Below are 26,201 nucleotides of genomic sequence, written 5' to 3'. Positions count from 1 at the left end.
TCGATAAAACATTAGGAAAAGGGTAATCTCATGAGCGCAATGAGTGGTGATGAACAGTTTGAAAGCTTAAAATCCTTTACGAAGAAATATGGTTCTTCGATGATTACTGGGATTTTAATTGCGCTGATTGCCTTTTTTGGATGGGAATATTGGCAGAAGAAAAACTTGGCAGAGTCGCAAATGCACACTGCCAAGGTTCAGCAGTTGATGGATGATGCACAGGCATCGAAAGGTGATGGTTTTGCCAAGCTGTCTGAAACTGCGGACAAAATTGTCAAGGAAGCGCCTGACTCAGCTCAGGCGATTCAAACCCAGTTAGTCATGGCGAAACTGGCTTATGACAAAGAAGATTATGCTGCGGCCGAGAAAGCACTACAGAAAGTTGAAAACTCGAAAGTAGATGATAAAGGCCTGGTTCAGGTGGTTAAACTTCGTCTGGCCTATGCACAACTGGCACAGAAAAAATATGATGCTGCATTGAAAACTTTAGAAGCAGTGACTGAACCTGCATTTAAAGCAACTGCCGATGAAGCACGTGGCGATATCTATGTTGCCAAAAATGATATTGAAAATGCTAAAAAAGTATATCAAAGTGCATGGGATGCTTTGATTGAACGTAAAGAAGAACGTCAGATTTTACAAATTAAGCTCGAAAGCGTAGGCGTATTGGTCGATGATCCGGAAATCGAACGCCCAATTATAGAAACACAAGCGGAAGAAGCTGAATGAATAGAAAATACAAAATTACCTGTGCCTTGACTGTTTTAACGCTTGCATTGGCTGGCTGTGCGGGTAAAACCAGTAAAGTTCCAGAAGTAAAACCGAATCCACTTCCAAAACTGACTCAAGCCAAAACCCTGGTCCCTGTATTTTCCACCAGTGTGGCTTCGACAGATGCTGCTGATCCGTTGCGTTTACGTCTGGATGCAGATAATGGTGTGGTCTTTGCAATTGATCCGAAAGGCGAAGTGTCTGCATTTAAAGGCAAACAGCGTCTGTGGCAGAAAAAAGTCAGCAAAGACAATTTAAGTTCTGGTGTTGAAGCTGCTGAAGGTCTTGTTGTCGTTGGCAACCAGAAAGGCCAACTGTTTGCGCTGGATCAGCAAACCGGCGAGCAAAAATGGACTGCGCAATTGACGGGTGCTTTACTGGCACCTTCATTAATTCATGCTGGTCGTGTCATTAGCGTGAGCAATGACGGCACCGTATATGCGCATGAAATTGCGACGGGTGCGCAAGTTTGGACTTATAACTTACCTAATGTACAATTCAGCCTGCGTGGCATGGCTGCACCGGTTGCATTAGATGCTCGTAATGTACTGATTGCATCTTCCAATGCTTATATCTATGCACTGGATGCCTTAAGCGGTGTGCCAAAATTACAGCGTCGTGTCGCAGTGTCGGATGGGCGTTCTGATATCCAGCGTCTGGTTGATATTGACGGGGAGCCGGTCGTTGCAGGCCAGTTTGTGGTGACTACCAGTTATCAAGGTCAGGTGACTGTGCTAGATTTAGCTTCACAACAGGTGGTCTGGAGTGAAGATGCCAGCAGTATCCAGCGTCCAGAAGTCGTGGGCAATGGCGTATTTGTGGCGCAAACCGATGGCAAAATCAAAGCCTTTGAGATTACCTCGGGTCAACTGCTTTGGGAAAATGACCAGCTGTTGAATCGCAAGTTAAGTAATCCGGTGATGCTGGGTACTGATCTTGTAGTCGGCGATCTGGATGGTGTCTTGCACCTGATTGATCCGCGTACTGGACAGATTACTGGTCGTTCGAAAACCTCTGGGGAGGTGCGTAGCTTACGCGTCATCGACAACCAGCTTTATGTTTCTACACGCAAGGGCGCATTAAGCATTTGGCAGAACCGTTAATTTTAACGAGCCTTATGCTAAACTAGCCACAACCGTATTTTGTGAACGCGGGGTGATTGAAAAATCAATGCCCCGTGTTTTTATTTAGGGTATTTCCCCCTTATATCTTCCTATGCTTTCTGATGTTCAGGCCACTTTGACGCCTGATATTGAATAAAGGTTACTCTATGAAACCCGTAATTGCGCTCATTGGTCGTCCGAACGTCGGAAAATCAACGCTGTTCAACCAGATTACCAAGAGCCGTGACGCATTGGTGGCAGACTTCGCAGGTCTGACACGCGACCGTAAATATGGCGATGCTACCTATCAAAATAAATCTTTCATTGTGGTCGATACTGGCGGTATTGGCGAAAATGAAGGTGGGATTGACTCCTACATGGCAGAGCAATCCAAGACTGCCATTCATGAAGCCGACATTATTATTTTTGTGGTTGATGCGCGTGCCGGACTACTGGCTTCCGATGAACAGATTGCACGTGAATTACGTACTTTAGGCAAAAAAGTCTTTCTGGTGGCCAACAAGGTTGATGGCGTACATGCTGAAGCTGCCCTGGTTGAATTCTACAAACTGGGTATGGGCGAGCCGTTACAAGTGGCAGCCAGCCATGGTCGTGGTGTTCAGCAGATGCTGGAAGACGTACTTGCTGATGTGCCGGAAGATGAAAATCCAGAAGAGCATGACAAAAACACGGGTCTGCGTTTAGCGATTATTGGTCGTCCAAACGTAGGTAAATCAACGCTGGTGAACCGCTTGCTCGGTGAAGAGCGTGTGGTGGCATTTGATCAGCCGGGTACAACACGTGACTCGATTTATATTCCATTCGAGCGTGATGGCCGTCAATACACCCTGATTGATACTGCCGGGGTGCGCCGTAAAGGTAAAGTCGATGAAATGATTGAGAAATTCTCGATTGTTAAAACTTTACAGGCAATGAAAGATGCCAACGTAATTGTGGTTGTAGTCGATGCGCGTGATGGTATTGTTGAGCAGGATTTGCATTTGATTGGCTATGCACTTGAAGCGGGTCGTGCCATGGTTATTGCAGTCAATAAATGGGATAACATGACTGAATATGATCGTAAGCAATGTAAGCTTGATGTAGAGCGTCGCTTCGATTTTATTCCATGGGCCAAAGTGCATTTGATTTCTGCATTGCATGGAACGGGCGTGGGTGATCTTTATCCATCGATTCACCGTGCTTATGATTCATCTCGTTTGAAAGTATCACCAGCAAAAATCACCCAGATTTTAAATGATGCGACAGATGCCCACCAACCGCCGATGGTTCAGGGTCGTCGTATTAAAATGCGTTATGCGCATATGGGTGGACAAAATCCGCCAACGATCGTTATTCACGGAAACAAGGTGGATAAAACTCCTGCGGATTATCGTCGTTACCTGGAAAACGTGTTCCGTAAAGTGTACAAGCTTGAAGGTACACCGATTAAAATCGAGTTTAAAACTTCTGAAAACCCGTTTGAAGGCCGTAAGTCTCAAGTGGATGAGCGTGCAGCTGCGCGTAAACGTCGTTATGTACAGAAGTTCAAGAAAGCCGAGAAGAAATTTAAACGTTAATTCTATAGTTTAAATTTTTCGGATAAAAAGCCTGCGTAAAGCAGGCTTTTTGTTTTGATAAAATAATGAATTTCTCTCCCAATAAAAGTGTAAATTCTTTTACACTCCCATTAGTTTATGTCTTTTTGAATGGATTCACGTGGCCCGGCTGATTCAAATACATCTGCATCAACTCTCTAATCTGACTTATGATCAATTGTCAGACCGCAAAACCCAGGTTGCCGAACGGAAACGCGAAGTGGCGTTTTTGCGCAATCAGCTTTTATCCCAATCTTTTGAATTGCCAGTTAGCGATCAACAGGTGGTACGGACGAATTTTGGCAAGCCTTATTTAAATGACTATCCGGATTTCAGTTTTAATCATAGTCATAGTCAAAATTTCTACGCTCTGGCAACGAGCAAGCAAGTTCAGAACTTAGGAATTGATATTGAAGAACTGAGTCGTAAAGTCCGTTTTGAAGCCTTGGCACAACATGCCTTTCATCCCGAAGAACTCAAAACTTGGCAAACACTGGCTTATGACCCTGAATATTGGTTTAAAGTCTGGACCACCAAAGAGGCCGTGTTAAAGGCATCAGGCTTGGGAATCCGGATCAACCTCAATGAACTCAATACCAATATCCATCCTGAGCAAAATGGCGGGCGCTGCGAACATCCAGAGATTGGCGTCTATGCCTATCAAAATTATACGCTTGCTGGCTGCATGCTCACCGTGGCCTGGCAAAGTGAGCATTCCTGCAAAGGGTTGAGATTTCCCGTGATTCAGCTTCATCAAACTGTCTAAATAGAATGAATTCCAATATTTTTTATTTTCTGGAAATGAGCAGATTACTCAGCCGATTCACAAATTGTGGACTCATCCGCGACAAATGAAATAAAAACTGGCTTTTGAATCCGACCGGATGATGCGTTGCTTGCCAGATGGAATCTTTGAGTTCTGCCAGTTTCAGAATATCTTGTGCAACATCTTCTGCTTTTAAATGCACGCCCATCTTTTTGATGCTTTCTGCCTGCATATCTTTGACCATGGCCGTACTGACGAAAAGCGGCATGACATCCAAGACTCGAATCCCATAGGGTTGCCACTCAATATCCAGACTTTCAGTCAGGCCACGCACTGCAAACTTGCTGGTGGAATAACTGCTTAAATCGGCCTGGCCATAAATCGCCGAAGCGGAAGATAGATTAATGATGCGGGCAAATGAAGATTCTTTTAAATAAGGGAAAGCGGCATGACAGCCGTTCATGACCCCTTTGACATTAATATCCAGAGTCCGATGATGTGCCGCAATGGTAGTATCTTCAAAAGGCCCTGAATATAGGATCCCGGCATTATTGACCAGAATATTGATTTCACCTGCCCAAGCTGAAAATTCGGCTAAAGCTGTTTCCCAAGAAGCATAGTCAGCTACATCGAGAAAACCGGCTTTGGCATGTTCGCCCAGTTGCTGGGCCAGTTGTTCTGCCTGTTCCACCTGAACATCATAAATGCCCACCTTGTAGCCGTGCTGGTAAAATAGGGTGGCCGTCGCGGCACCAATTCCTTGTGCTGCACCGCTAATCAATATACTGTGCATGTGCCTGATCTCTTTATTGTCTTTTTTTTTGAGCATAACAAGAAACTGGCAGATTGACGCGACTATTTGGTAAAAAAGAGGTTTTTGAATATGGAACAACTACTCAAGGTCATGCGTGAATTACGTGAAAAATGTCCATGGGATCAGCAGCAGACCCCCGAATCTCTGACCAAATATGCCATTGAGGAAGCTTATGAAGTCGAAGCAGCAGTCCGCTCTGGAAAAGTCGACGATGTCCGCGATGAGCTAGGTGATTTGCTGCTACAGGTGGTGTTCCAGTCGCAAATGTACAGCGAGCAGGGGGCTTTCGATTTTCAGGATGTGGTGCAGGCCATTACCGATAAACTGGTTCGCCGTCATCCGCATGTATTTCAGGCGGAACAGTTTGCGCAGCTCAGCCCAGAAGATGTGTCTGAGTTATGGAAAGAAATCAAACAGCAAGAAAAGCAGGGTAAGCCGCGTTCACGCCTGGATCAGATTAAACATGCACCGGCTTTGGTACAGGCCGATGAAATTCAAAAAAATGTCGCCAAAATTGGTTTTGATTTTCCGGACATGGCGGGTGCTTATGTCAAGCTGGAAGAAGAACTGGCTGAATTAAAAGAAGCGGTAGCCAGACAAAATTCCGATGAAATACAGGAAGAATTTGGCGACTGCTTATTTTCTCTGGTGAATGTTGGTCGTAAACTTGGCATCTCCAGCGAGATGGCATTATTGGGGACGATCCATAAATTCCGGACCCGCTTTGCCTTAATGGAAGATCAGGCAGAACGACAACAATTAGACCTGGAAAAGCTGTCACTAACTGAACTTGATCAGCTCTGGGAACAGGCTAAATTAGAATTAAAACAAAGAGCAGCACATGAAAAAAATACCTTATCGAATCGATCCGACGTGGATTAATCTCCTTCTGAGCTGCTGGCTGGGCTTTATTTCTATCGGGACTGCGCATGCAACTGCGACCGATTATATGGAATGGAAGACCCAGCAACAGCAACATGACGCTCGCCTGAAGAAAAAAGCTGCCTCCACGGCTTCATCAGAAAGCAATCACTATCTGGCGAAGCCTGCATTATCGGCATCTTCTGCTGCTGATAAAATCAGTTTGAATAATGCAACTGTGGAGCAATTACAGCAGCTAAATGGTATTGGTCAAAAAAAGGCTGAAGCGATTATTGAACATCGGCAAAAAAACGGAAAATTCAAAAGCATTGAAGAGATCCAGCTGGTCAAAGGCATTGGGCCGGCATTATTTGCCAAAAACAAGGCCAAACTGGCCTTGTAAGGCGACAGCATGGATCATGACTAGCTGATTGATTTGACTCGCAGGATTGACATAATCAAATTGCCCTTTAGGCGTGTAAGCGATATGATTAGCGTCATCTTAGAATTTTACGTTCAGACGTAGGAGACAGCGTCTTTTGCAAACTTTGCGCGCGTCAAAATGTGGTTTATCAACCGCTCAATTACCTTCTTATATTCTCGATGTGATTGATGCCTTAAACAAGGCAGGCTATGAAGCTTATATCGTGGGTGGTGGTGTTCGAGATCTGATGTTAGGTTTGAATCCTAAAGATTTCGATGCAGTCACCAATGCCACCCCGGCTCAGGTCAAGGAAGTTTTCGGACGACGTTGTCGGATTATCGGACGACGTTTCGAACTGGCGCATGTCTATTCAGGGCGGGAACTGGTTGAAGTGGCAACCTTCCGTGCCCCACCAAAAAAAGCAGTGACCTCGGCCGCGGGGATGATTCTGCGTGATAATAACTGGGGCAGCATCGAGCAGGATTTTGCCCGTCGTGATTTCTCCATCAATGCAATGTACTACCAGCCGCGTAAAGGTATTGTGCTGGATTTCTGTAATGCAGTGGATGATATCCACAGCAAAACCTTACGCTTACTTGGTGATCCGGCTTTAAGATTTGAAGAAGATCCGGTGCGGATGCTGCGAACCTTACGTTTTGCCGCCAAGCTGAACTTTAATATTGATGAAGCGATTCTGGATGTCTTTACGCCGGAAATGACCCAGTTGCTGCGTGATGTTTCTCCACATCGACTTTATGATGAATCACAGAAGCTGTTCACTATGGGACACCTGAATCGTGTCTTGCCCATGCTGATCGATTTCGGGATCTGGCAGCAGTTATTTGCAGATATCAAGCCTGAAATTACGCCGTTTATGGAACGTGCTGCGAAAAATACCGATCAGCGTATTTCGATTGGCAAGACCATCAACCCGGCATTTTTCTATGCGGTATTGTTATGGCAGCCATTCCTCGAGCGTTGTGAATTTTATTTGAATAAAGGCGTGGTAGCGGCCGAAGTCCGTGCCCAAGCCGGTCTGGATGTGTTAAAACGTCAGGCGACTCGCACTATTATTCCACGCTTTGCGGAAACCTTTATTCGTGAAGTCTGGGAAATGCAAACCCGTTTGTTGAATCCAAAACCACAGCAAATCGAGGCTTTGTCCAGCCACGCGCGTTTCCGTGCCGGCTTTGACTTTTTGCTGCTGCGTGAAAAATCAGGTGATGCGACTGCCCAAGGCATGGGCAGCTGGTGGGATGCTTACCAGCAAATGAGCGGTGACGAGAAAGAAAGGGCCATTAGCCAGTATAACCGTCAGCGTGCCAAGAGCCGCCGCAAGGCGAGTCAAGAAGAACATCTGGAACAGAAACTGACCCAACAGCAAGATCTCGCTGAGATTGAGCCGTTAGTGAATGAACCTGAACCACGCAATCGTCGTGTGCGTAAAGCCAAGTTTGAAGACAAGGCGAAACCTCTGTCGCATGTGGCAGCCAGTGCCAGCGGTGAAATTGGCGCAGATCATCCGATTATGAAACGTAAGCGGGTAAAACGTGATCTGAGCCAGGTGGTGTTTGGACCAACACAATGATCGTGACGTATATTGGCCTAGGCAGTAACCTAGGCGATTCACGCCAGATTCTGGCAGAAGCTGTACAGAAACTGGCGACCTTGGGGCAGGTGAAAACTTCGCATCTGTATCAAAGTCCACCGATGGGACCACAGGATCAGCCGAACTATCTGAATGCAGTGGTGCAGTTAAATACCGATCTGGCCGCTTTAAGCCTGCTGGATCGTTTGCAAGCCTTTGAGCAGGACGCAGGTCGGGTACGTTTACGTCATTGGGGCGAACGTACACTGGATCTGGACTTGCTGATCTACGGCAATGAACAGATTCACAATGAACGCTTAACTGTGCCGCATGTCGGGGTATTAGAGCGTGATTTTGTCCTGATTCCACTTCTGGATATTGATCCTGAAATACAGGTTCATGGACACAGATTAAAAGACCTGGACATCGTCAAACAGTCGACCCTCACGGTACTCGACGACAGCAACTGGGCAAATATTTAATTTTTAAGTGATGGTAGCTTCGTCAGAATTTTCAAGCATAGAGGAACATTTTCATGGTCAGTCTGAGTGATTTAAGACGCTTTAAAGCAGATGGACGCAAATTTTCATGTCTGACTTGCTATGATGCCAGTATGGCCAAAGCCATGGAAATTGCCGAAGTGGACAGCATTTTAATTGGCGATTCTCTGGGAATGTCAATTCAGGGGCGTGATTCGACTTTGCCGGTCACGGTTGCAGATATGGCCTATCATACGGCTGCGGTACGCCGTGGTAACCAGCATGCCTTTATCATGACTGACTTGCCATTTATGAGCTATGCTACCTTGAATGATGCCTTGCAAAGTTCGAAAATCGTGATGCAGGCTGGCGCGCAAATGGTCAAGATGGAAGGCGGTGCATGGTTGGCAGAAACCGTGCAAGTGCTGACCCGTAACGGTATTCCGGTGTGTGTGCATTTGGGTTTGACGCCGCAGTCGGTACATGTCTTTGGCGGTTATAAACTGCAAGCCCGTACCCGTGAAGCGGCCGATCAGCTCATTGCGGACTGTAAGGCAGTGGTCGAGGCGGGTGCTGCACTATTGCTACTTGAATGCGTACCAGCACAGCTTGGCCAGGAAATCACCGAACTGTTTCCGCAGATTCCGGTCATTGGCATTGGTGCAGGTGCAGCTACAGATGGTCAGGTATTGGTGGTTCAGGACATGCTCGGTTTGACTTTTGGACATACCGCAAAATTTGTACGTAATTTTATGCAAGAACAATCGGGTGCGACAGCCATTCTGGATGCTTTTAAAGCCTACCATGCTGCAGTTTTAGATGGATCTTTCCCGGCACCAGAACAAACTTTTCAGGTTGAATTGTAAGATGAAAACAGAAACCACCATTCAGGGCTTAGCGGCATCATTAAATCCGGCGCGTACCAGTCGCAAGATTATCGGTTTTGTACCGACCATGGGCAATCTGCATCAGGGACATTTAAATCTGGTGCGTGAAGCACGTAAGTTGTGTGATGTGGTGGTGGTCAGTATCTTTGTCAATCCGATTCAGTTTGGGCCCAATGAAGATTTTGACAGCTATCCGCGCACGCTTGAACAGGATCAACAACTATTGGCTGAAGTTGGTTGTGACATCGTGTTTGCGCCGACGGTTGAGCAAATGTATGGCAAAAAACCGCGTCTGACCAATATCAGTGTCTCTGACATTACCAATGATTTATGCGGTTTGCAGCGTCCCGGCCATTTTGATGGTGTGGCGGTGGTGGTCACTAAATTGTTTAATATCGTACAGCCGAATTACGCCTTCTTTGGCCAGAAAGATTATCAGCAATTGGCGGTGATTCGTCAGTTTGTACAAGACCTGAATATTCCACTGGAAGTGATTGGTGTACCGATTGCCCGTGCAGAAGATGGCCTGGCTTTAAGTTCGCGCAATGGTTATTTAAGCGAAGAGCATCGTGCAATCGCACCGGTCATTTATCAAAGCTTGCAACGGGCTGAACAGCAATTACATGCAGGCGTGGAACTGGATACGGTATTGGCCGAAATTCGTCAGAGCCTAACCGATGCCGGTTTCGTTGTTGATTATGTTGAAGCCCGCACGCCAGAATTACAAAAAATTCATACGTTTAATCAAGATCTTGTGTTATTTATAGCTGCAAAGCTGGGGAATACACGTCTGATCGATAACCTGCAGGTTAAATACACTGCCGGCTAAGATGAAAGGGTAGCATGCATGAAGCGCATTTTAATTGTCACAGGACAATCTGGTTCGGGTAAATCATCTGCATTACAGGTGCTTGAAGATCTGGGTTATTACTGTATTGATAATTTGCCTTTGGCATTGCTTCCCGAAATTGTGGCAAAACTGGACAGCGAAAACAATCTGGAACAGTTGGCACTGGGCGTCGATGTGCGCAGTACCCGGGCAGATTTACAAGAATTTGATCATGTATTTGAGCAACTGCAACAGCATGGTTCGGTCGATATTATCTATCTGACCACGCAGGATCAGGAGCTGATTGCCCGCTTTAGTGCTTCGCGTCGGCCGCATCCTCTGGCGTCACGCTTTAAAAGTCTGAATCAGTGTATACAGGAAGAAAAAATCCTGTTGATGCCGATTCAGTTGCGTTCTACGGTACATATCGATACCACCGATAAAAGTGTGCATGATCTGAAACATACCTTGTTGTCCAAGCTTGGACAGGCCGATAACCTGATCCTGATTCTGCAATCCTTTGGTTATAAGCATGGCATTCCACTGGATGCCGATTATGTCTTTGATGTCCGGCATTTGCCGAATCCGCATTGGGAACTGGAACTGCGCAAATTTTCAGGGCTAGATCAGCCGGTGCAGGCGTTTTTACAAAAGAGCGATCAGGTCGAGGATATGTTCAATGATCTGTATCATTTTCTGGACAAGTGGTTGCCGACCTTTGCCGAAGGGCATCGTCATTATATGACCGTGTCGATTGGCTGTACCGGTGGTCAACATCGTTCTGTTTATATTGTGGATAGACTAAAAAAAGCCCTTGAGGCAAAATGGTCTATTCAAGTCCTCCATCGAGAAATGAAGCACTGGTCATGATTGATACGACAGTTGACGTAATTAATAAACTGGGTTTACATGCACGCGCATCTGGTAAACTGATAGAAGTTACCACCAAATTTCGTTCCAGTATCCAGATTGGCAAAGCGGATAAACTGGTAGATGCAAAAAATATCATGTCCTTGCTGATGCTCGGTGCGGGCAAAGGAACAACTTTACGCTTGGTGATTGAAGGAGCAGACGAGGACAAAGCCTTATCTGAAATTCAGGCACTATTTGCAGCAAAATTTTATGAGGCAGATTAATCGTGGCACGTCGACCGAACAGTTTAACTGAAGAAGATTTTGATTCTTTAGAGGGACGCGCAAGTAAGACCGAACAGAAAAAAGCAGTCCAGCGTATGGCTGCTTTGGGTGCGCAGCTTGCAGAGCTGAGCGCTAAACAAATTAAAAACCTACCCGTAGATGAGCGTTTGATTGACGCCTTGCTTGATGTGCAGGCAATTAGTTCACATGAAGCACGTCGTCGTCAATTTTCACGGATTGGTAAATTATTACGTAATGAAAATGAAACGGTGATTTTGTCTTATTTAACACCCAAACAAGGTCTTAAAAAGACAGCTCAATTACAGCGTTGGGTGGATCGAATTGTTAAAGATGGTGATCCAGCCATCAATGAATTTACCAAAACCTATAATGCGACAGAGCGTCATACCTTACGTCAACATTATCTTCGGGTACACCGTGATTTAAAGAATCAAGCACCTGAAGAAGAAGTGAATGCTTCTAAATTAAAGCTGTTTAACTATGTACAGCAAGTGGCATTGATTTCTGACAATTAAGCAGCCATATAAAAAGGCGGTCTTTTTAGGCCGCTTTTTTTATAGCTATTCTGAGCCGATTGGTTTGACGTAGACATGCATAGCCTATAAGTGATCTATTTTAATATTTCTATTCCAGCTTCTAAAACTGCACTGAGGATAAAAAACACAAAATTTTCATAATTAATTTGTTAATGAATGTAAGTTCTTTACAATCCTCAGTGGTTTTTTGGGTCTGTTTTTAGTTGAAATGCTGATATTTAAAATATTTCTTACATTAGAATTGTTAAGATATTTTAAAAAATTAAAAATTAATTCTGAGCATTATTAGGTAGATGAAGCCTGATATAAAATCTGTTTTTAATCATAAGGTCAAACTATATAGTTGAAAAATCATTAGCTTTTACTTTAAATAGTGTAAAAAGCGATGGTGGGTATTTTTTATTCAGTACTGTGTTACAGTAAATACAAATAAAGATACTTATTTTAGGTGAGATATATTAATTTCAAATACTTATGTAGGTTTTTTTAGAATAGTAAATTTTCAAGTTATTCTTAATCAATTAAATATCAGTACCTTGCAGTTAAGAATGTATCTGGATAGAAACAGGTTAACAAATCCTTTAACCTAGAGGTGGGTTTTCATCGTTGAGTAAATATAGAATCTTTGTTATTGATTGTATGAATTTGGTCGGCTGTGTTTTCTTTATTCCATAAACATTCAGAGAGGCAGACATGGAACTAAAACTGCTAGAGGTCGGTCAGAATACGGAGCTATTAAGCTCGTGCCGTATATCTCTCATTTTAGGTGTCTATACCTCCAATAACCTATTAGACACCTTTTGTAAGATCGCCCGTAAAGTTTTAAACGTTAAAACCAGCATTATCGGCTTCCACACGGAACCGTATATCTGGTACAGCTGTCCGCGCGGTTTCCGGGCCTTGCACGCCCCGCAGAACGTGAATCTGCCTACATATCTGCAACAGGCAGAGGTCATAGATCAGACGCATCCTGCTTATACAGAACTGTCAAATTATGTGAAAGATCTCGGTGTAGCGCATCAGAGATTAGTCGCCTTTAATTTAAAATCAAGTAGCGGTGTGTCTTTTGGACAGACCGTTTTCTTTGATGATCAGACCGAACTGTTTGATCAGGACGATATTGCCACTATTAAACAATTTGCTGAAAGTTTAGTGATTCGAATTCAGCTCAATCAAGAACATACTGAACTGAAAGAATTATACGAGCAGCAATGCGCACAAAATTTCAGTAAAACCAAATTTTTCCAGATTATTGCGCATGATCTGCGTGCACCGTTTCACGGCTTGCTCGGCTTTTCCGAAGTGCTAGCGCAGGAACGTGACACACTGGATGAATCTAGTATTCAGAGTATTGCGGATTATTTATATGATAATGCACAATCGACCTATAACCTGCTGGAAAGCCTGTTGACTTGGGCGATGGCAGAGGGTGGACGCTTTGTTTATCATCCGATCAATTATGAATTGAAACAATCCAGTAATATTGTGTGCAGTGTGCTGAAAAGTCTGGCCTTAAATAAAAAAATTGAACTGGTTGATAATATTCCTGAAGACATCAAGGTACATGCGGATATCAACATGATTACCTCTGTCTTGCAGAACCTGGTGTCGAATGCGCTTAAATTCACCCCGGTGAATCAAGGCGGTAAAGTGATTTTAGCTGCAGAAATGGAAGGCGAGCAGGTCAAGATTACGATTCAGGATACTGGCTTGGGCATGACTGAAGAGCAGATGCAGAATCTGTTTAAACCGACTTTGGGTGTGAGTGTCAGAGGCACAGCTGAAGAGAAAGGGGCAGGTTTGGGGCTGGTACTCTGCAAGCGCTTTATTGACCTGAACCATGGTCAAATTGCTGTGGATTCCAAAGAGGGTCGAGGTACGACCTTTACGGTACATTTACCGATGGTCACCAATGATCATCAGGCACTGGTGCTTGAAGATGTACATATCGAGCAATCTTAAAGAAGTAAATTTCAAACTAAAACATTCCCACTGAGACAAAACTCCTGCTATAACTAAGCAGAATGTTTCAGGGGAAGAGTTGAGTGATGAATGCGGCACAATTGCAGAAAACCTTAAGAGCCAGCCAATATGCCGAACAGGTATTGGCCAATCACCAGAGTTTACTGGAACAGGATTATGCAATTGACCAGTTTCAAGGCTCACTCAGTCGGGAATATATTGATCAGCTGGTGCAGCATTGCATCCTGAATATAAGCGATGAAGCAACGTGGATGCGCGCAATGCGTATTCTGCGGGCTCGTTTGATGTTTCGCTGGATCTGGCAGGATGCCAATCAACTCACCGATGTCATTACTCTCACCCAAGAGCTCTCCGATTTTGCCGATGCCTGCATCTGTGCGGCGAAAGATTTTGCCCGTATTCCAGTGGCTGCCAAGTATGGCCAGCCAATTGGCTATAACGGAAAAGTCCAGGATCTGATTGTCATTGCCATGGGGAAACTCGGCGCCCAAGAACTCAATCTTTCTAGTGATATCGACCTGATTTTTGCCTTCGATGAGCAGGGTGAAACCGATGGACGCAAATGTATTGATGTGCAGCAGTTTTGCATCCTTTGGGGACAAAAATTGATTCATTTGCTGGATCAGATCACGGCGGATGGTTTTGTATTCCGGGTGGATATGCGCCTGCGTCCCTGGGGCGATGGTTCAGCGCTGGCCATTAGCCACGCGGCCTTGGAAAAATATCTGAGCCAGCATGGGCGTGAATGGGAGCGTTATGCCTGGATTAAAGCACGGATTGTCAATCCAAGCCTGGAAGGCGATGAGCTGCTGGAGATGACTCGTCCATTTGTATTCCGCAAGTACGTCGATTACAGCGCTTTTGAAGCCATGCGCGAAATGAAAGCCATGATCGAGCGTGAAGTACAACGCCGGAATATAGAAGATGATATCAAGCTCGGAGCCGGTGGCATTCGCGAAGTCGAATTTATCGTGCAGGTGTTTCAGCTGATTTATGGTGGAGCCAAGCTTGAATTGCAGGATCGGCAGTGTCTGGTAAATCTGAATCATCTGGATGATACCGAGTTACTGGATGAACAGGCGGTGCAGGATCTGGAAGATGCCTATCTGTTCCTGCGCCGGGTCGAACACGCGATTCAGGCACTGAATGATCAGCAAACGCAATTACTACCGACAGAGCCAGAGTTAAGGGCACGGATGACGGACACACTTGGTTTTGCTGATTGGGAAAGCTTTATGGCATATCTCAATGAAAAGCGTGACAAAGTGATGTATCAGTTTGACCATTTAATCAAGGAAAATGGTCCAGATACCCTGGTTGAAAGTTTTTCACAGCTGGAAAAAAAACTCAAAGAAGTGTTGGATGAGAATGCGAAAAATCTCGTTTATGAGTTCTGGAATGGGCATGCCTTAAAAAAATTACCAGCCAAAGCAGTGCAGCGTTTAAAAACCTTCTGGCCGCATTTAATCGAAGCAGTTTTACAGTCAGATGATCCTCAGGTGGCGTTGGTGCGCTTAATGCCCTTAGTCGAATCAGTGATGCGCCGTACGGTATATCTGGTGATGTTAATCGAGAGTAAAGGGGCGTTGCAGCGACTGGTGAAGATGGCCACGGTCAGCCCCTGGATTTGTGAAGAACTGACCCATTATCCGGTGCTACTGGATGAATTCCTGTCGATGGATTTTGAATTGCCAAAACGTCAGGATCTGGAAGATTCCTTGCGCCAGCAACTTTTACGGATTGAAATTGATCAGGTCGAAGACCAGATGCGGGTCTTGCGCCTGTTTAAAAAGTCCAATGTCCTGGCTGTTGCCGCCAGTGATGTGCTGGCAGAAAGCCCGCTGATGAAAGTTTCCGATGCTTTGACCGATATTGCTGAAGTATCGGTGAATGCAGCGCTGCATCTGGCTTATCAGATTGTTGCGAAAAAGCATGGTTTTCCACTGGATGCTGAAGGGCAGCGCTGTTCAGTTGAGCATACGGCTTTTGCAGTCATTGGTTATGGTAAAGTCGGTGGAATTGAACTGGGTTATGGTTCGGATCTGGATCTGGTGTTTATTCACTACATGGGTGAACAGGCCGATACAGATGGACTCAAGCCGATCAGTGGCTTTGAGTTTGCCATGCGCGTGGCACAAAAATTCATGTCACTGATGACCACGCAAACTCTGGATGGACGTGTATATGAGGTCGATACCCGCTTGCGTCCATCGGGCGAAGCTGGGCTTTTAGTGACCAGTTTAAAAGCCTTTGAACAATATCAGTTCAAGAGCGCCTGGTTATGGGAGCATCAGGCCTTGGTGCGAGCCCGTCCAATTGCGGGTGAAATGAGCTTGCGGAAAAAGTTTGAAGTCTTGCGCCGGGATATTTTGATTCAACCCCGTGATGAAAATTATGTGCGGGCAGAAGTACTGAAAATGCGTCAGAAAATGAAGGAGCATCTGGGTTCTTCCGCCGATCAAAAAAAAGATGGTATTTTTCATTTAAAACAAGATGCAGGTGGTATCGTAGACATCGAATTTATGGCACAGTATGCGGTGTTGGCTTGGAGTGGGACGAATAAAGATCTCGCCCATTTCTCCGACAATGTACGAATTCTTGAGGATGCCGCAAAATCAGGTTGCTTATCCAGCAACGATGCGACTGCTCTGATTCAAGCTTATCTCCGTGAACGCGCCGAGAGCCATCGCTTAGCCCTTGCAAATCAATCCATGCAAGTGTCTGCAAGCGACTGGCACGATACCCGAATGACCGTTTGCAAGTTATGGCAAAGACTGATTGATCCAAGTGCAGACTTTGCACTGGATAGTGAATAATTGTGAGAAATTGGAGTTTGTGGCATGAATTTGGCTGATCGTGATGGTTTCATTTGGCAAGATGGACAACTAGTTGACTGGCGTGAGGCAAAAACTCACGTATTAACACATACTTTGCATTACAGCATGGGTGTATTTGAAGGCGTCCGTGCTTATGAAACCCCGAATGGAACGGCTATTTTCCGTCTAAAAGAACATACGAAGCGTTTGTTGAATTCTGCAAAAATTTATCAAATGAAAGTTCCATTTGATCAAGCGGCATTAGAACAGGCTCAAATTGATGTTGTTCGTGAAAACAAATTAGCGTCTTGCTATTTACGTCCAATTATTTTTATTGGTTCTGAAAAACTCGGTATCGCTGCAACTGACAATACCATTCATGCCGTAGTTGCGGCATGGAGCTGGGGTGCTTATCTCGGTGAAGAAGCAATGGCGAAGGGTATTCGCGTAAAAACTTCTTCATTTACTCACCATCATCCGAACGTGACTATGTGTAAGGCCAAAGCCTCAGGTAACTACACTTTGTCGATTCTTGCGCATCAGGAAGTAGCGCATTCAGGTTATGACGAAGCGATGCTGCTTGATCCACAAGGCTATGTATGCCAAGGTTCAGGCGAAAACGTATTTTTGGTGCGTGATGGCGTGATTCATACGCCTGACATCGCAGGTGGTGCGCTGGATGGTATCACTCGCCAAACCATTATTACCATTGCTAAAGACCTGGGTTATGACGTAATTGAACGCCGTATTACCCGTGATGAGTTCTACATCGCAGATGAAGCATTCTTTACCGGTACTGCTGCAGAAGTAACACCAATCCGTGAATACGATGATCGTCAAATTGGTGAAGGTGTGCGTGGTCCAATCACCACACAAATCCAGAAAGCATATTTTGATGCAGTTCAGGGCAAAGACCCGAAATATGCACACTGGTTAACGTATGTGAAGTAATTAAGAGTTTACTGATTGAAAAAACCTCTCATTTGAGAGGTTTTTTTTAACGGATGTACTTATTCTGCTGAACTTATGTCATCATATTCACCATCAAGAAGATTTTAAGATGAGCTTAGGCATACGCAATGAGTAACATCGTTATTTGTATGAAATGGGGAACCAAATACGGTTCGGAATACGTCAATCGTTTATACAATATGGTTAAACGACATACGACAGTCGACTTTAAAATGGTCTGTCTGACGGATCGTACTGAAGGCATTGATCCTGCAGTACAATGTTTCCCTATTCCACCTTTGGCATTGCCTGAAGGTGCGCCTGAGCGTGGCTGGAACAAGCTATCTACTTTTGAGCCTGATCTGTATGGTTTGGAAGGCAATGCATTATTTCTCGATCTTGATGTAGTGATTGTCGATAATATCGATGAGTTCTTTACCTATCCGGGCGACTTTCTGATTATCCATGACTGGAAACGGCCGTGGCGTATTACCGGTAACAGTTCGGTTTACCGGTTTAAACTGGGTGCTTTCCCAGGTCTGTTACCTTATTTCCGTGAAAACTTTGATGAAATCCGTAAAAAATTCCGTAATGAGCAAGCCTATTTGTCTTGGTATGTAGACCGTGAAGGTAAACAGACCTATTGGCCAGAAAGTTGGTGCAAGAGCTATAAGTATCATTGCCTGCAAAAAATCCCGATGGCTTACTTTAAGCCCCCTGTGAAACCTGAAGGCGCTAAAATTATTGTGTTTCATGGGGAGATTAATCCACCTGATGCAGTCAATGGTGGTGGTGGGAAATGGTACCGTTATGTGTTGCCATCGCAGTGGATCAAGGATGCTTGGCAGTAAGCTGAATCAATGAGAAATTGAAAGAGATTTAATTTCAAATGCCGGTAAGAAAGAAAAGTAAGTTCGAACAATGGTTTTCATTTAGTCGCCATCAACGTCGATTTGGGGCAGATAAGGTCTATGCTCAGTTTAATGATGTAGATCTAGATGCACTTAAAAATCAGATTATTGATGGTAAAGAAGCTTGCTATACCCATGGTTCAGCTAAAGATTTAAATGAACATATTGAGCAGCTTGAACAGGAGTTTGTCGGTCAGTCTGCACTGAATCACTATCATGCCAGTTTAATTGTTCTGATTCGTCGCGAAGTTGATGTCCAGAATAATTATGCGAAATTTAAAGCATTATGGATGGCTGAACGAAATTTTCTTGTACAGTCATTGAATATACGCTGGCTGATTTCAGCCTGTGATACTTTTATTGATTTTGATGAAGACGTAACTCTAAAAGCCATTCTGATGAATGCAGTGGTATTGATTAATACGCTTAAGTTACAGGAAACAGAACGTTTTTTGTGTGATCAGTCTTTAACTGTAAATCAGGAGCATCAGCAGTTATTACAACAACAGCGCTATGCCTTATTTGATGGTACTTCTGCATTTGCAGTTGGAACAGATGATACTTTACGTAATATGCGCTGGCGACTAGAACAAGTGTGTAAAGCTCATGAGCTTGGTCAAATCGTGATAGAAATTTTTGACCGTCTTCAACTTGAGCAGAATGAGAATGTTTATTCACGTTTTAAACAGCGTCATACTCGTGAAAAGACGAGATGGTGGTAATTGTGAATACTTTAATTATCAATTTAAAAAGTTCACAGGATCGTCGTGATTTTCAAAAAAGACAATTTGGGAAATTAGGACTGGATTTTGAAATATTAGAAGCATTTTCAGTTGCTGATCTGAGTGAAGAACAATACCAAAAATTCGGTTTTGGCTGGCAAAGGCCTTTGCGTAAAGTTGAGGTAGCGTGCTTTCTCAGTCACCAAAAAGCCTGGGAAGAAGTAATAAAAAGGAATCAGCCCTGTTTAATTCTTGAAGATGATGCCGTATTGGCTTCCAATACAAAAGAAATTTTAAATGAAATTGAACAGCATCAATTTTCAGATGTGGACTTAATTAATCTAGAAGTAAGAAGTCGTAAAAAAATTATTAGTCGAACACCCGTGTGTATCTTAGGTTCTACTCAGGTCGAATTATATGAATTATATCAAGATCGTACTGGAGCAGCAGGTTATATCCTCTACCCGAGTGGCGCGCAAAAATTATTAAAACGTTTGGCAAAAACCACACCGGCAATTGCAGATGGATTTATATTCTCTGCTTATGAATTACATTGTTTGCAAGCTGAACCGGCAGTGATTATTCAAGAAGATCAGCTTGGTGCTTATGGTCTCTTACAACAAGGGCGTTTTGATTCGACCATTGGGCGCTCTGAACACTTTAAACCTGAATTCAGCTCTATCAAAGAAAAATATAAGTTTAAAAAAAGACGTTTAGTAGGACAAATTGCAATGGCGATACGATATTTGCAGGTCATGGGAAAGGCAGAAAAAAGATTGATCAATCTAGATCAAGAAAAATTTATTCAGGATTAGTGCTTCATGAAAAAAACAATCGTATTAGCCATTTTTACTTTACAGGGAAATGGCGCTGAACGTTTTGCTTTAACCTTGGCAAAGGGCCTAATTGATGCAGGTCATGAAGCACATATTGTTTATTTTAAAAATATTATTGATTTACCGATTCCTGAGGGCGTAAAACTTCACTTTTTTGATTATCAAAAGTATCGTGCAATTCCTAAATTTATGCGTGCCAGTTTTGCAGCAAAAGCATTTGATCGGTTTGTTATTAAAAATATTGGGATCCCTGATCTTGTCCTATCAAACTTATTTCCTGTTGATTTTATATTATCAAAAAGTCAGTTACCGAATGTTCATTTAGTCATTCATAACACGACGAGTTTGGAATATGGTGAAAGATTAGAGGGAATGAAAAAACAGTTGGATAAAGTTTATTTAGCCAAGCCTTGTGTAGCAGTAAGTAAGGGTGTCGAAAAAGACTTTATTAAAGTATTTGGCTCAAAAAGTCGGATTACTACAATTTATAATCCGATTGATGTGGAACAAGTGGTTTCAACAGCAAATGAATATATTCCTGATATTGAAAAACCATATATTGTAAATGTTGGGAAGTTTAAGCAACAGAAACGACATGATATTTTAATTAAAGCTTATGCAAAAGCCAATGTTCAAGAAAAGCTGGTTTTGGTCGGGACTGGTGAACTATTAGAAACTTCTAAAAAATTGGTTAAAGATTTAGGGATAGAAGGCAAGGTTATTTTTACAGGCTTCAAAAAAAATCCCTACCCATATATTAAGCATGCAAAATTTATGGTTTTGTCGTCTGATTTTGAAGGGTTGGGTTTAGTAATTTTAGAAGCTTTAGCTTTGGGTATTCCCGTTATAAGTACTGATTGCCCTTCGGGTCCCAATGAAATTTTACAAGCTAATAATCTCGTTGCTGTAGGCAATATTTTTGAACTTTCGCTTAAAATCAATCAAGCATTAAAAGAGGTAGATAATTATTCAACAAATTTGAATCCATCTTTTACCCAAACTTATGCTGTTGCGGAATATATACGGTTAATCGATTAACTTAATAAATTTATCAGCCATCTCTTTAATATCGTAACGTTTTGATAAGTTTGGGGGAATTTGATATGGATTTTCTAATATATCTTCGATAGAATTTTTTAATTCTGCACGATTATTTGGTTGTACTAGACCGCGTTGCATATCAGGGGTAAAAAATTGATGTGATACTCCTTCGCTGCAATTATATGCAACGACATGAGTGCCATTTAATAGAGCTTCTCCAATAACAAGACCGAAGCCTTCTGTCTGAGAAGGGAGAACTAATATTTTACTTTTTTTAATATATTCGATAGGTTCATCCACCCAGCCAGTAAAATGAACACGATCGCTAATATTTAGTTGATTGACTAATTTTAAAAGTTTGTCTTTTCTTGCTCCATCACCAATAATAATCATATTTTTAATAATATGAGAATTTTTTAGAGCAAATAAAGCATGTTCAATTTGTTTGGAAGGTGATAAACGACCAACATAGCAAATATCCCATACTTTTTCTTTCTTTTCAGATTGTATTGTATCTTTTAAATTTAATCCATTATAAATAACATTTATATTAGAATTCTCTAAAATTTGAGAATATTTCAATTTTAAATCTTTATTAAGTACGATAAAATTTTTGTTTGAAAACACTTCCTTAAATTTATTAATAAATTTTCTCTTCTTATATATATTTCTTAATATTTTAATCGGATTTGAAGTTTTATTAAATTCAGGAAGAATATCTGCTTGTGACCATATCCATATATTTGGATGATTAATAAATGATATGCTTAAATATGCATACCAAATAGTTAATATAACAGCTTCAGGTTTTATTTCATCAATAAGAGACTGGAGTTGTTCTTTCTTACTAGATTCTAATTTTTTGTCTATTAATAACTTCCCACCAACAAATTTAATAGGAAAATCAATAGATTGAATATTGAAACTCTTAGTCTTTTCTTTATAATTATTTATATCAATTAAGGTTATGATGTTTATTTCATAGCCTCTCTCTTGCAGTTTTTTTGCAAGATTAAGAGTCATAATTTCTGCACCACCACCTTTAAGATGATCAATAATAAAAAGAATTTTTTTCTGATCTTTCATTTTAAACCTAATTTTTAAGTTTTAATTTAAGTAGCTAATTTTTACTATGAGTAATATAAACTTTTGTCATTTTCCAACTTCCTAAACCGTTTATATCCCCACAAATACTGCTCTGGAGCGACATTAATCATGCGCTCCATTTCTTTATTTAAGGTATCCACAGAACACTGTAGGTCTTTCGACGAAATATCGTCAGAAAGTTGGGTCACAACAATATCATAACCTGACAAATCGTTGCGTCTTAGGCAACTGAGTCCAACCACAGAACATTGTGTTTTGGCTGCCAGTTTGGAAAGTAAGGTAGAAGATAGCGCATTCTGATTGTAGAAAAGTGAGTAGATACCACCACTTTCTTTAGGTACATGATCCGGTAAAATTGCAGAAAAGCCACCCTGTTTTAAATGCTTAAACAAAGCACGTACACCAGAATCATCTGTAGGGACCAGTGTGGCATTCAGGCGTTGCCGAGCTTCAAGCATAAAGCGGTCAACATCCTGATTCTTGCTGGGCTTGTACATAATCACAGGAGAAGTATGTTGATTCACCCAGACATTCAACAGCTCCCACGTACCAAAATGTGGCACCACGGCCAAACAACCATGCGGATTTTGCAAAGCTTGGATAAATAGATCTACACCATGCACGTCTCGAATTAAAGACAGCGCATATTTAGAAGATGAACCCCAAATTTTGACTGATTCCGCATACGTCATGCACTGACTTTTCAGGCTGCGTTTGGTCAAATCAGCCCGTTCAGATTCAGAAAGTTCAGGATAAGCAGAGGCCAGATTAATCTCAGTCACTCGGCGTGCAGAAGAATGGCTGAAATACAAAAGAGATCCAGTCAGTTGCGCAAGATTTTGAATGAATCTTAGTGGAAGCTTGGAGAAATTTTTGAGTAGGGTGTACATGGTGTCCAGATGGTCAGATTATAGGTCTTTGTCCGGATTGCCTTTCAGCACCATATAAATCAAACCTACAAAAATCAGCAGGGCACCTAAAATACTGCTCAGGCAGAAATACACAATACGGTCATTGGTATCGAGGTTGAACAGGTTGTTGGCAAGGATATAGCGCATGAACAGCCATTGAACCACTGAAAATACAATAAGCATAATGCTGCGATTACGAACTGCAGGACGCATAGCCATTGCTAATTACCTTAGATTAAAAACTGTGGCTATTATGCCACTGTTCCAGATACGACTCAATCTTACAAAAAAAGCCCTGCACGAGGCAGGGCTTTTTCACTTAAAACGTCAAGAAATTATTCTTGAGATTCAGCTTTTGGTTTTTCACGTAAGCGAATACCAAGGTCACGCAGTTGGTTTGATTCAACTGGTGCTGGCGCTTGAGTCAATGGACATTCAGCAGTCTTGGTTTTCGGGAACGCGATCACGTCACGAATTGAAGAACCGCCAGTCATGAGCATCACAAGACGGTCAAGACCAAATGCCAAACCACCATGCGGAGGAGCACCGTAACGTAATGCATTTAACAAGAAGCTGAATTTCTCTTCTGCTTCTTCTTCACCAATGCCAAGCGCTTCAAAGATCGCTTTTTGCATTTCAAGGTTATGGATACGCAGTGAACCACCACCGATTTCAGTACCGTTCAATACCATATCGTAAGCCACAGAAAGCGCAGCGCCTGGGTTGTTCTTCACTTCTTCTACGCTAGATTTTGGAAGCGTGAATGGGTGATGCACAGATGTCCATTTACCATCATCAGTTTCTTCGAACATTGGGAAATCAACCACCCAAAGTGGCGCCCACTCGCAAGTTGCAAGTTTCATGTCATGACCGATCTTTACACGAAGCGCGCCCATGGCATCGTTTACAACTTTCGCTTTGTCTGCACCGAAGAATACGATGTCGCCATTTTCAGCGCCAACACGTTTCAATAGATCAAGCACGATTGGCTCGATGAATTTCACGATTGGAGATTGAAGACCTTCGATACCTTTTTCAAGTTCGTTGACTTTGATGTAAGCCAAACCGCGTGCACCGTAGATGCCTACAAACTTCGTATATTCATCAATCGCGCTACGTGGAAGTGAACCAGCACCCGGTACGCGAAGCGCAACGATACGGCCTTTAGGATCTTTTGCAGGACCTGCGAATACTTTGAACTCAACGTCTTGCATCAAGTCTGCAACGTCAACCAGTTTCAACGGAATACGCATATCTGGTTTGTCAGATGCATAGTCACGCATTGCATCGTTATAGGTCATGCGTGGGAATTTATCAAACTCTACGTTTAGAAGTTCTTTGAACATCTTCACAGTTAAAGTTTCCATTAAATCCATGATGTCATCGTCACTCATGAACGATGTTTCAACGTCGATTTGGGTGAATTCAGGCTGACGATCCGCACGTAAGTCTTCATCACGGAAACATTTAGCGATTTGGTAGTAACGATCAATACCGCCCACCATCAACAACTGTTTGAATAGCTGTGGAGATTGTGGCAGTGCATAGAAGCTACCATTAGATACACGGCTTGGAACTAGATAGTCACGTGCGCCTTCAGGAGTTGCACGAGTTAAGATCGGAGTTTCAACGTCTAGGAAACCATTGTCTTCGAAGTAGTTACGAATCAAGTTGGTTAATTTAGAACGGAAACGTAAACGGTCTAGCATTTCTGGACGACGGATATCCAGGAAACGGTATTTCAAACGAATTTCTTCAGAAATATTGGTGTTTTCGTCATTCAAAGGGAATGGCGGAGTTTCAGACTGAGCAAGAACTTCAATTTCTTTACCCAAAACTTCGATTTGACCGCTCACCATATTGGCATTTTCTGTGCCCTCATAACGGCGACGCACACGGCCTGTAATTTTTAATACAAATTCTGAACGTACTTTATCAGCAGTTGCGAATGCTTCAGGAGTATCTGGGTCAATAACCACTTGAACAAGACCATCACGGTCACGCATGTCAAGGAAGATTACACCACCGTGGTCACGGCGACGGTGTACCCAACCGCATAATGTTACGGTTTGGTCAATTTGAGCTTCGGTTAAAGAACCGCAGTAATGAGTTCGCATCATAGCGTTAGAAATCCAACTATATGGGTTAAGGTCAGCGAATACGTAAACAGCGTACCGCTTTGAGTAAAGGTAGGATTATGCCTCTTTGGGCATGTTGTCACAAGAACTTGGGTCAAAAACAATATCATTTTAAAGTGAATAGGGGCAAAGCCAGTGCTTTGTTTAACCCATCCTGCGCTCTCTGTCTAAAAATAAAAACAGTAAACAGCCTAGGCTGAAGGTGATCAGAAAGCCTTGGCTAAATTCATTGATCGAGCGACCAGTAAAATAATAGAGGTCTGATTGCCAGACTTCCGTAGAAATATAGCGCGCATAATCCCAGACAGAAAATAGGCCGGTAAATATAGAAAAGAGCAATAAGCCCCAGGCAAAGGATTTGATTTTCACACTGACTGCAAGATATTGCTGATGAGTTTTATAGTAATGCAGGCTCATCCACAGGATAAGAGGCAAGACAATCACTGAGGTGCCAATCTGTAAAATTCGGTGCAGCGGATAACTTTGTCCAAGCAACTGAAAATGTTGGGCTAAGACGTTATGAAAGGCAAAAGTTCGAAAGTCGACATGCGTTAGTCCATCCCAGATTAAATGGGTGGCTGTACCAATGATGACTGCCAGACACATCACCAGGATGAATTTTAGTGCTGAAAGGATATTGTGAATCTTTAAATCATGCTGAATACCGATGAAACGGTAAATAGCTGGGCGATATAGACCATACCAGATCATGCAGAAAATAAGTCCGATCCACAGGTCAGGATGTATCAGCGAAGACCATAAATGCGTGATATTTGAATTACTCGAAGTAAAGAGACGATATAAATCGGGCACCATACAGCCAATCGCCAGCGCAGCAACAGGAAGTCTATTCCCAGTCAAATATGAAATAGGTGGAGCAAGCACAGCATGCGACAAGGTAAAGGGCATAAAGATAATGTTTTAATGTAATCAAAAATATTCAAAGGACATTCTAATAAAATATAACACTGAGTA

26 protein-coding genes are annotated in these 26,201 nt (G+C 42.8%); 20 read left to right on the top strand and 6 right to left on the bottom strand.

Translation table 11 applies throughout. The features are described 5' to 3' along the window. Positions 1-30 precede the first annotated feature (30 nt). From MWG72_RS08920 to MWG72_RS08905, 4 genes are all read left to right on the top strand, one after another. Positions 31-729 (top strand): YfgM family protein, encoded by a 699-nt coding sequence (locus MWG72_RS08920; RefSeq protein WP_247143816.1) that lies wholly within the window; start codon positions 31-33, stop codon positions 727-729. Continuing rightward, positions 726-1,874, top strand: coding sequence for an outer membrane protein assembly factor BamB (bamB, locus tag MWG72_RS08915; protein ID WP_247143814.1), 1,149 nt, complete (start codon positions 726-728; stop codon positions 1,872-1,874). The genes MWG72_RS08920 and bamB overlap by 4 nt, the downstream gene beginning before the upstream one ends. A gap of 167 nt (positions 1,875-2,041) precedes the next feature. Beyond that, positions 2,042-3,451, top strand: a complete 1,410-nt coding sequence (gene der, locus MWG72_RS08910) for a ribosome biogenesis GTPase Der (RefSeq protein ID WP_004278348.1) — start codon at positions 2,042-2,044, stop codon at positions 3,449-3,451. A 139-nt stretch (positions 3,452-3,590) separates the two neighbouring features. Further along, positions 3,591-4,235, top strand: coding sequence for a 4'-phosphopantetheinyl transferase family protein (locus tag MWG72_RS08905; protein ID WP_085064515.1), 645 nt, complete (start codon positions 3,591-3,593; stop codon positions 4,233-4,235). 22 nt (positions 4,236-4,257) lie between these two features. Here the strand turns inward: MWG72_RS08905 and MWG72_RS08900 are convergent, their stop codons facing one another. Continuing rightward, positions 4,258-5,028 (bottom strand): SDR family oxidoreductase, encoded by a 771-nt coding sequence (locus MWG72_RS08900; protein WP_247143813.1) that lies wholly within the window; start codon positions 5,026-5,028, stop codon positions 4,258-4,260. Positions 5,029-5,118: 90 nt separating this feature from the next. Here MWG72_RS08900 and mazG point away from each other — a divergent pair, with 90 nt between their 5' ends. The 16 genes from mazG (at position 5,119) to MWG72_RS08820 (ending at position 21,067) form a co-directional block, all read left to right on the top strand. After that, positions 5,119-5,931 (top strand): nucleoside triphosphate pyrophosphohydrolase, encoded by an 813-nt coding sequence (gene mazG / locus MWG72_RS08895; protein ID WP_247143810.1) that lies wholly within the window; start codon positions 5,119-5,121, stop codon positions 5,929-5,931. Beyond that, a complete protein-coding gene (locus MWG72_RS08890; RefSeq protein ID WP_148334714.1) occupies positions 5,891-6,313 on the top strand; it encodes a ComEA family DNA-binding protein in 423 nt (140 codons plus the stop codon). The genes mazG and MWG72_RS08890 overlap by 41 nt, the downstream gene beginning before the upstream one ends. 136 nt (positions 6,314-6,449) lie before the next feature. Further along, positions 6,450-7,922, top strand: coding sequence for a polynucleotide adenylyltransferase PcnB (pcnB, locus tag MWG72_RS08885; protein WP_005245997.1), 1,473 nt, complete (start codon positions 6,450-6,452; stop codon positions 7,920-7,922). Continuing rightward, positions 7,919-8,404, top strand: coding sequence for a 2-amino-4-hydroxy-6-hydroxymethyldihydropteridine diphosphokinase (folK, locus tag MWG72_RS08880; RefSeq protein WP_005245998.1), 486 nt, complete (start codon positions 7,919-7,921; stop codon positions 8,402-8,404). The genes pcnB and folK overlap by 4 nt, the downstream gene beginning before the upstream one ends. Before the next feature lie 53 nt (positions 8,405-8,457). Next, complete coding sequence (gene panB / locus MWG72_RS08875) at positions 8,458-9,267, top strand: 3-methyl-2-oxobutanoate hydroxymethyltransferase (protein WP_247143808.1); 810 nt, start codon at positions 8,458-8,460, stop codon at positions 9,265-9,267. Position 9,268: 1 nt separating this feature from the next. Then, positions 9,269-10,117 (top strand): pantoate--beta-alanine ligase, encoded by an 849-nt coding sequence (panC, locus tag MWG72_RS08870; protein WP_005107864.1) that lies wholly within the window; start codon positions 9,269-9,271, stop codon positions 10,115-10,117. Between the two features lie 18 nt (positions 10,118-10,135). Continuing rightward, positions 10,136-10,987: an RNase adapter RapZ gene (rapZ, locus tag MWG72_RS08865; protein WP_004278335.1), complete on the top strand. Its 852-nt coding sequence runs from the start codon at positions 10,136-10,138 to the stop codon at positions 10,985-10,987. Then, on the top strand, positions 10,984-11,253 hold the full coding sequence (locus MWG72_RS08860; RefSeq protein ID WP_034438008.1) for an HPr family phosphocarrier protein: 270 nt from the start codon (positions 10,984-10,986) through the stop codon (positions 11,251-11,253). The genes rapZ and MWG72_RS08860 overlap by 4 nt, the downstream gene beginning before the upstream one ends. Positions 11,254-11,255: 2 nt before the next feature. Beyond that, positions 11,256-11,789, top strand: a complete 534-nt coding sequence (yjgA, locus tag MWG72_RS08855) for a ribosome biogenesis factor YjgA (RefSeq protein ID WP_004278333.1) — start codon at positions 11,256-11,258, stop codon at positions 11,787-11,789. A 714-nt stretch (positions 11,790-12,503) separates the two neighbouring features. Next, positions 12,504-13,772, top strand: coding sequence for a sensor histidine kinase (locus MWG72_RS08850; RefSeq protein ID WP_247143807.1), 1,269 nt, complete (start codon positions 12,504-12,506; stop codon positions 13,770-13,772). 86 nt (positions 13,773-13,858) lie between these two features. Beyond that, entirely contained in the window at positions 13,859-16,609 is a 2,751-nt protein-coding gene (glnE, locus tag MWG72_RS08845) for a bifunctional [glutamate--ammonia ligase]-adenylyl-L-tyrosine phosphorylase/[glutamate--ammonia-ligase] adenylyltransferase (RefSeq protein WP_247143806.1), read from the top strand. A 24-nt stretch (positions 16,610-16,633) separates the two neighbouring features. Continuing rightward, positions 16,634-17,560 carry a branched-chain amino acid transaminase gene (locus tag MWG72_RS08840; RefSeq protein ID WP_004278329.1) on the top strand — a complete coding sequence of 309 codons (927 nt, stop codon included), beginning with the start codon at positions 16,634-16,636 and terminating at the stop codon, positions 17,558-17,560. A 128-nt stretch (positions 17,561-17,688) separates the two neighbouring features. After that, positions 17,689-18,411, top strand: coding sequence for a hypothetical protein (locus MWG72_RS08835; RefSeq protein ID WP_004647484.1), 723 nt, complete (start codon positions 17,689-17,691; stop codon positions 18,409-18,411). A gap of 38 nt (positions 18,412-18,449) precedes the next feature. After that, positions 18,450-19,193: a hypothetical protein gene (locus MWG72_RS08830; RefSeq protein WP_247143805.1), complete on the top strand. Its 744-nt coding sequence runs from the start codon at positions 18,450-18,452 to the stop codon at positions 19,191-19,193. 2 nt (positions 19,194-19,195) lie between these two features. Beyond that, entirely contained in the window at positions 19,196-20,008 is an 813-nt protein-coding gene (locus MWG72_RS08825) for a glycosyltransferase family 25 protein (protein WP_247143804.1), read from the top strand. 6 nt (positions 20,009-20,014) lie between these two features. Next, positions 20,015-21,067 (top strand): glycosyltransferase, encoded by a 1,053-nt coding sequence (locus MWG72_RS08820; protein WP_247143803.1) that lies wholly within the window; start codon positions 20,015-20,017, stop codon positions 21,065-21,067. On the opposite strand, the gene MWG72_RS08815 is transcribed toward MWG72_RS08820, so the two are convergent. The 5 genes from MWG72_RS08815 to MWG72_RS08795 form a co-directional block, all read right to left on the bottom strand. After that, positions 21,056-22,156, bottom strand: coding sequence for a glycosyltransferase (locus MWG72_RS08815; RefSeq protein WP_247143802.1), 1,101 nt, complete (start codon positions 22,154-22,156; stop codon positions 21,056-21,058). The two genes, MWG72_RS08820 and MWG72_RS08815, sit on opposite strands and share 12 nt — an antisense overlap. A 44-nt stretch (positions 22,157-22,200) precedes the next feature. Further along, positions 22,201-23,067 carry a lysophospholipid acyltransferase family protein gene (locus MWG72_RS08810; RefSeq protein WP_247143800.1) on the bottom strand — a complete coding sequence of 289 codons (867 nt, stop codon included), beginning with the start codon at positions 23,065-23,067 and terminating at the stop codon, positions 22,201-22,203. Positions 23,068-23,085: 18 nt separating this feature from the next. Beyond that, on the bottom strand, positions 23,086-23,307 hold the full coding sequence (locus MWG72_RS08805) for a hypothetical protein (RefSeq protein WP_004278319.1): 222 nt from the start codon (positions 23,305-23,307) through the stop codon (positions 23,086-23,088). A 116-nt stretch (positions 23,308-23,423) separates the two neighbouring features. Then, complete coding sequence (aspS, locus tag MWG72_RS08800; RefSeq protein WP_005107847.1) at positions 23,424-25,208, bottom strand: aspartate--tRNA ligase; 1,785 nt, start codon at positions 25,206-25,208, stop codon at positions 23,424-23,426. A 162-nt stretch (positions 25,209-25,370) separates the two neighbouring features. Then, entirely contained in the window at positions 25,371-26,135 is a 765-nt protein-coding gene (locus MWG72_RS08795; protein ID WP_247143799.1) for a DUF4184 family protein, read from the bottom strand. Positions 26,136-26,201: the final 66 nt, after the last annotated feature.

Source organism: Acinetobacter lwoffii (assembly GCF_022967985.1).
Taxonomy (GTDB): Bacteria; Pseudomonadota; Gammaproteobacteria; order Pseudomonadales; family Moraxellaceae; genus Acinetobacter.
This window is presented reverse-complemented; position numbering and strand designations above follow the sequence as displayed.

Bases quoted from the DNA above. Each gene is read 5' to 3' on its own strand.
- MWG72_RS08920 (WP_247143816.1), top strand. From the start codon at position 31: ATGAGCGCAATGAGTGGTGATGAACAGTTTGAAAGCTTAAAATCCTTT.
- bamB (WP_247143814.1), top strand. From the start codon at position 726: ATGAATAGAAAATACAAAATTACCTGTGCCTTGACTGTTTTAACGCTT.
- der (WP_004278348.1), top strand. From the start codon at position 2,042: ATGAAACCCGTAATTGCGCTCATTGGTCGTCCGAACGTCGGAAAATCA.
- MWG72_RS08900 (WP_247143813.1), bottom strand. From the start codon at position 5,028: ATGCACAGTATATTGATTAGCGGTGCAGCACAAGGAATTGGTGCCGCG.
- mazG (WP_247143810.1), top strand. From the start codon at position 5,119: ATGGAACAACTACTCAAGGTCATGCGTGAATTACGTGAAAAATGTCCA.
- MWG72_RS08890 (WP_148334714.1), top strand. From the start codon at position 5,891: ATGAAAAAAATACCTTATCGAATCGATCCGACGTGGATTAATCTCCTT.
- folK (WP_005245998.1), top strand. From the start codon at position 7,919: ATGATCGTGACGTATATTGGCCTAGGCAGTAACCTAGGCGATTCACGC.
- panB (WP_247143808.1), top strand. From the start codon at position 8,458: ATGGTCAGTCTGAGTGATTTAAGACGCTTTAAAGCAGATGGACGCAAA.
- panC (WP_005107864.1), top strand. From the start codon at position 9,269: ATGAAAACAGAAACCACCATTCAGGGCTTAGCGGCATCATTAAATCCG.
- rapZ (WP_004278335.1), top strand. From the start codon at position 10,136: ATGAAGCGCATTTTAATTGTCACAGGACAATCTGGTTCGGGTAAATCA.
- MWG72_RS08860 (WP_034438008.1), top strand. From the start codon at position 10,984: ATGATTGATACGACAGTTGACGTAATTAATAAACTGGGTTTACATGCA.
- MWG72_RS08850 (WP_247143807.1), top strand. From the start codon at position 12,504: ATGGAACTAAAACTGCTAGAGGTCGGTCAGAATACGGAGCTATTAAGC.
- glnE (WP_247143806.1), top strand. From the start codon at position 13,859: ATGAATGCGGCACAATTGCAGAAAACCTTAAGAGCCAGCCAATATGCC.
- MWG72_RS08840 (WP_004278329.1), top strand. From the start codon at position 16,634: ATGAATTTGGCTGATCGTGATGGTTTCATTTGGCAAGATGGACAACTA.
- MWG72_RS08835 (WP_004647484.1), top strand. From the start codon at position 17,689: ATGAGTAACATCGTTATTTGTATGAAATGGGGAACCAAATACGGTTCG.
- MWG72_RS08830 (WP_247143805.1), top strand. From the start codon at position 18,450: ATGCCGGTAAGAAAGAAAAGTAAGTTCGAACAATGGTTTTCATTTAGT.
- MWG72_RS08820 (WP_247143803.1), top strand. From the start codon at position 20,015: ATGAAAAAAACAATCGTATTAGCCATTTTTACTTTACAGGGAAATGGC.
- MWG72_RS08815 (WP_247143802.1), bottom strand. From the start codon at position 22,156: ATGAAAGATCAGAAAAAAATTCTTTTTATTATTGATCATCTTAAAGGT.
- MWG72_RS08810 (WP_247143800.1), bottom strand. From the start codon at position 23,067: ATGTACACCCTACTCAAAAATTTCTCCAAGCTTCCACTAAGATTCATT.
- MWG72_RS08805 (WP_004278319.1), bottom strand. From the start codon at position 23,307: ATGGCTATGCGTCCTGCAGTTCGTAATCGCAGCATTATGCTTATTGTA.
- aspS (WP_005107847.1), bottom strand. From the start codon at position 25,208: ATGATGCGAACTCATTACTGCGGTTCTTTAACCGAAGCTCAAATTGAC.
- MWG72_RS08795 (WP_247143799.1), bottom strand. From the start codon at position 26,135: ATGCCCTTTACCTTGTCGCATGCTGTGCTTGCTCCACCTATTTCATAT.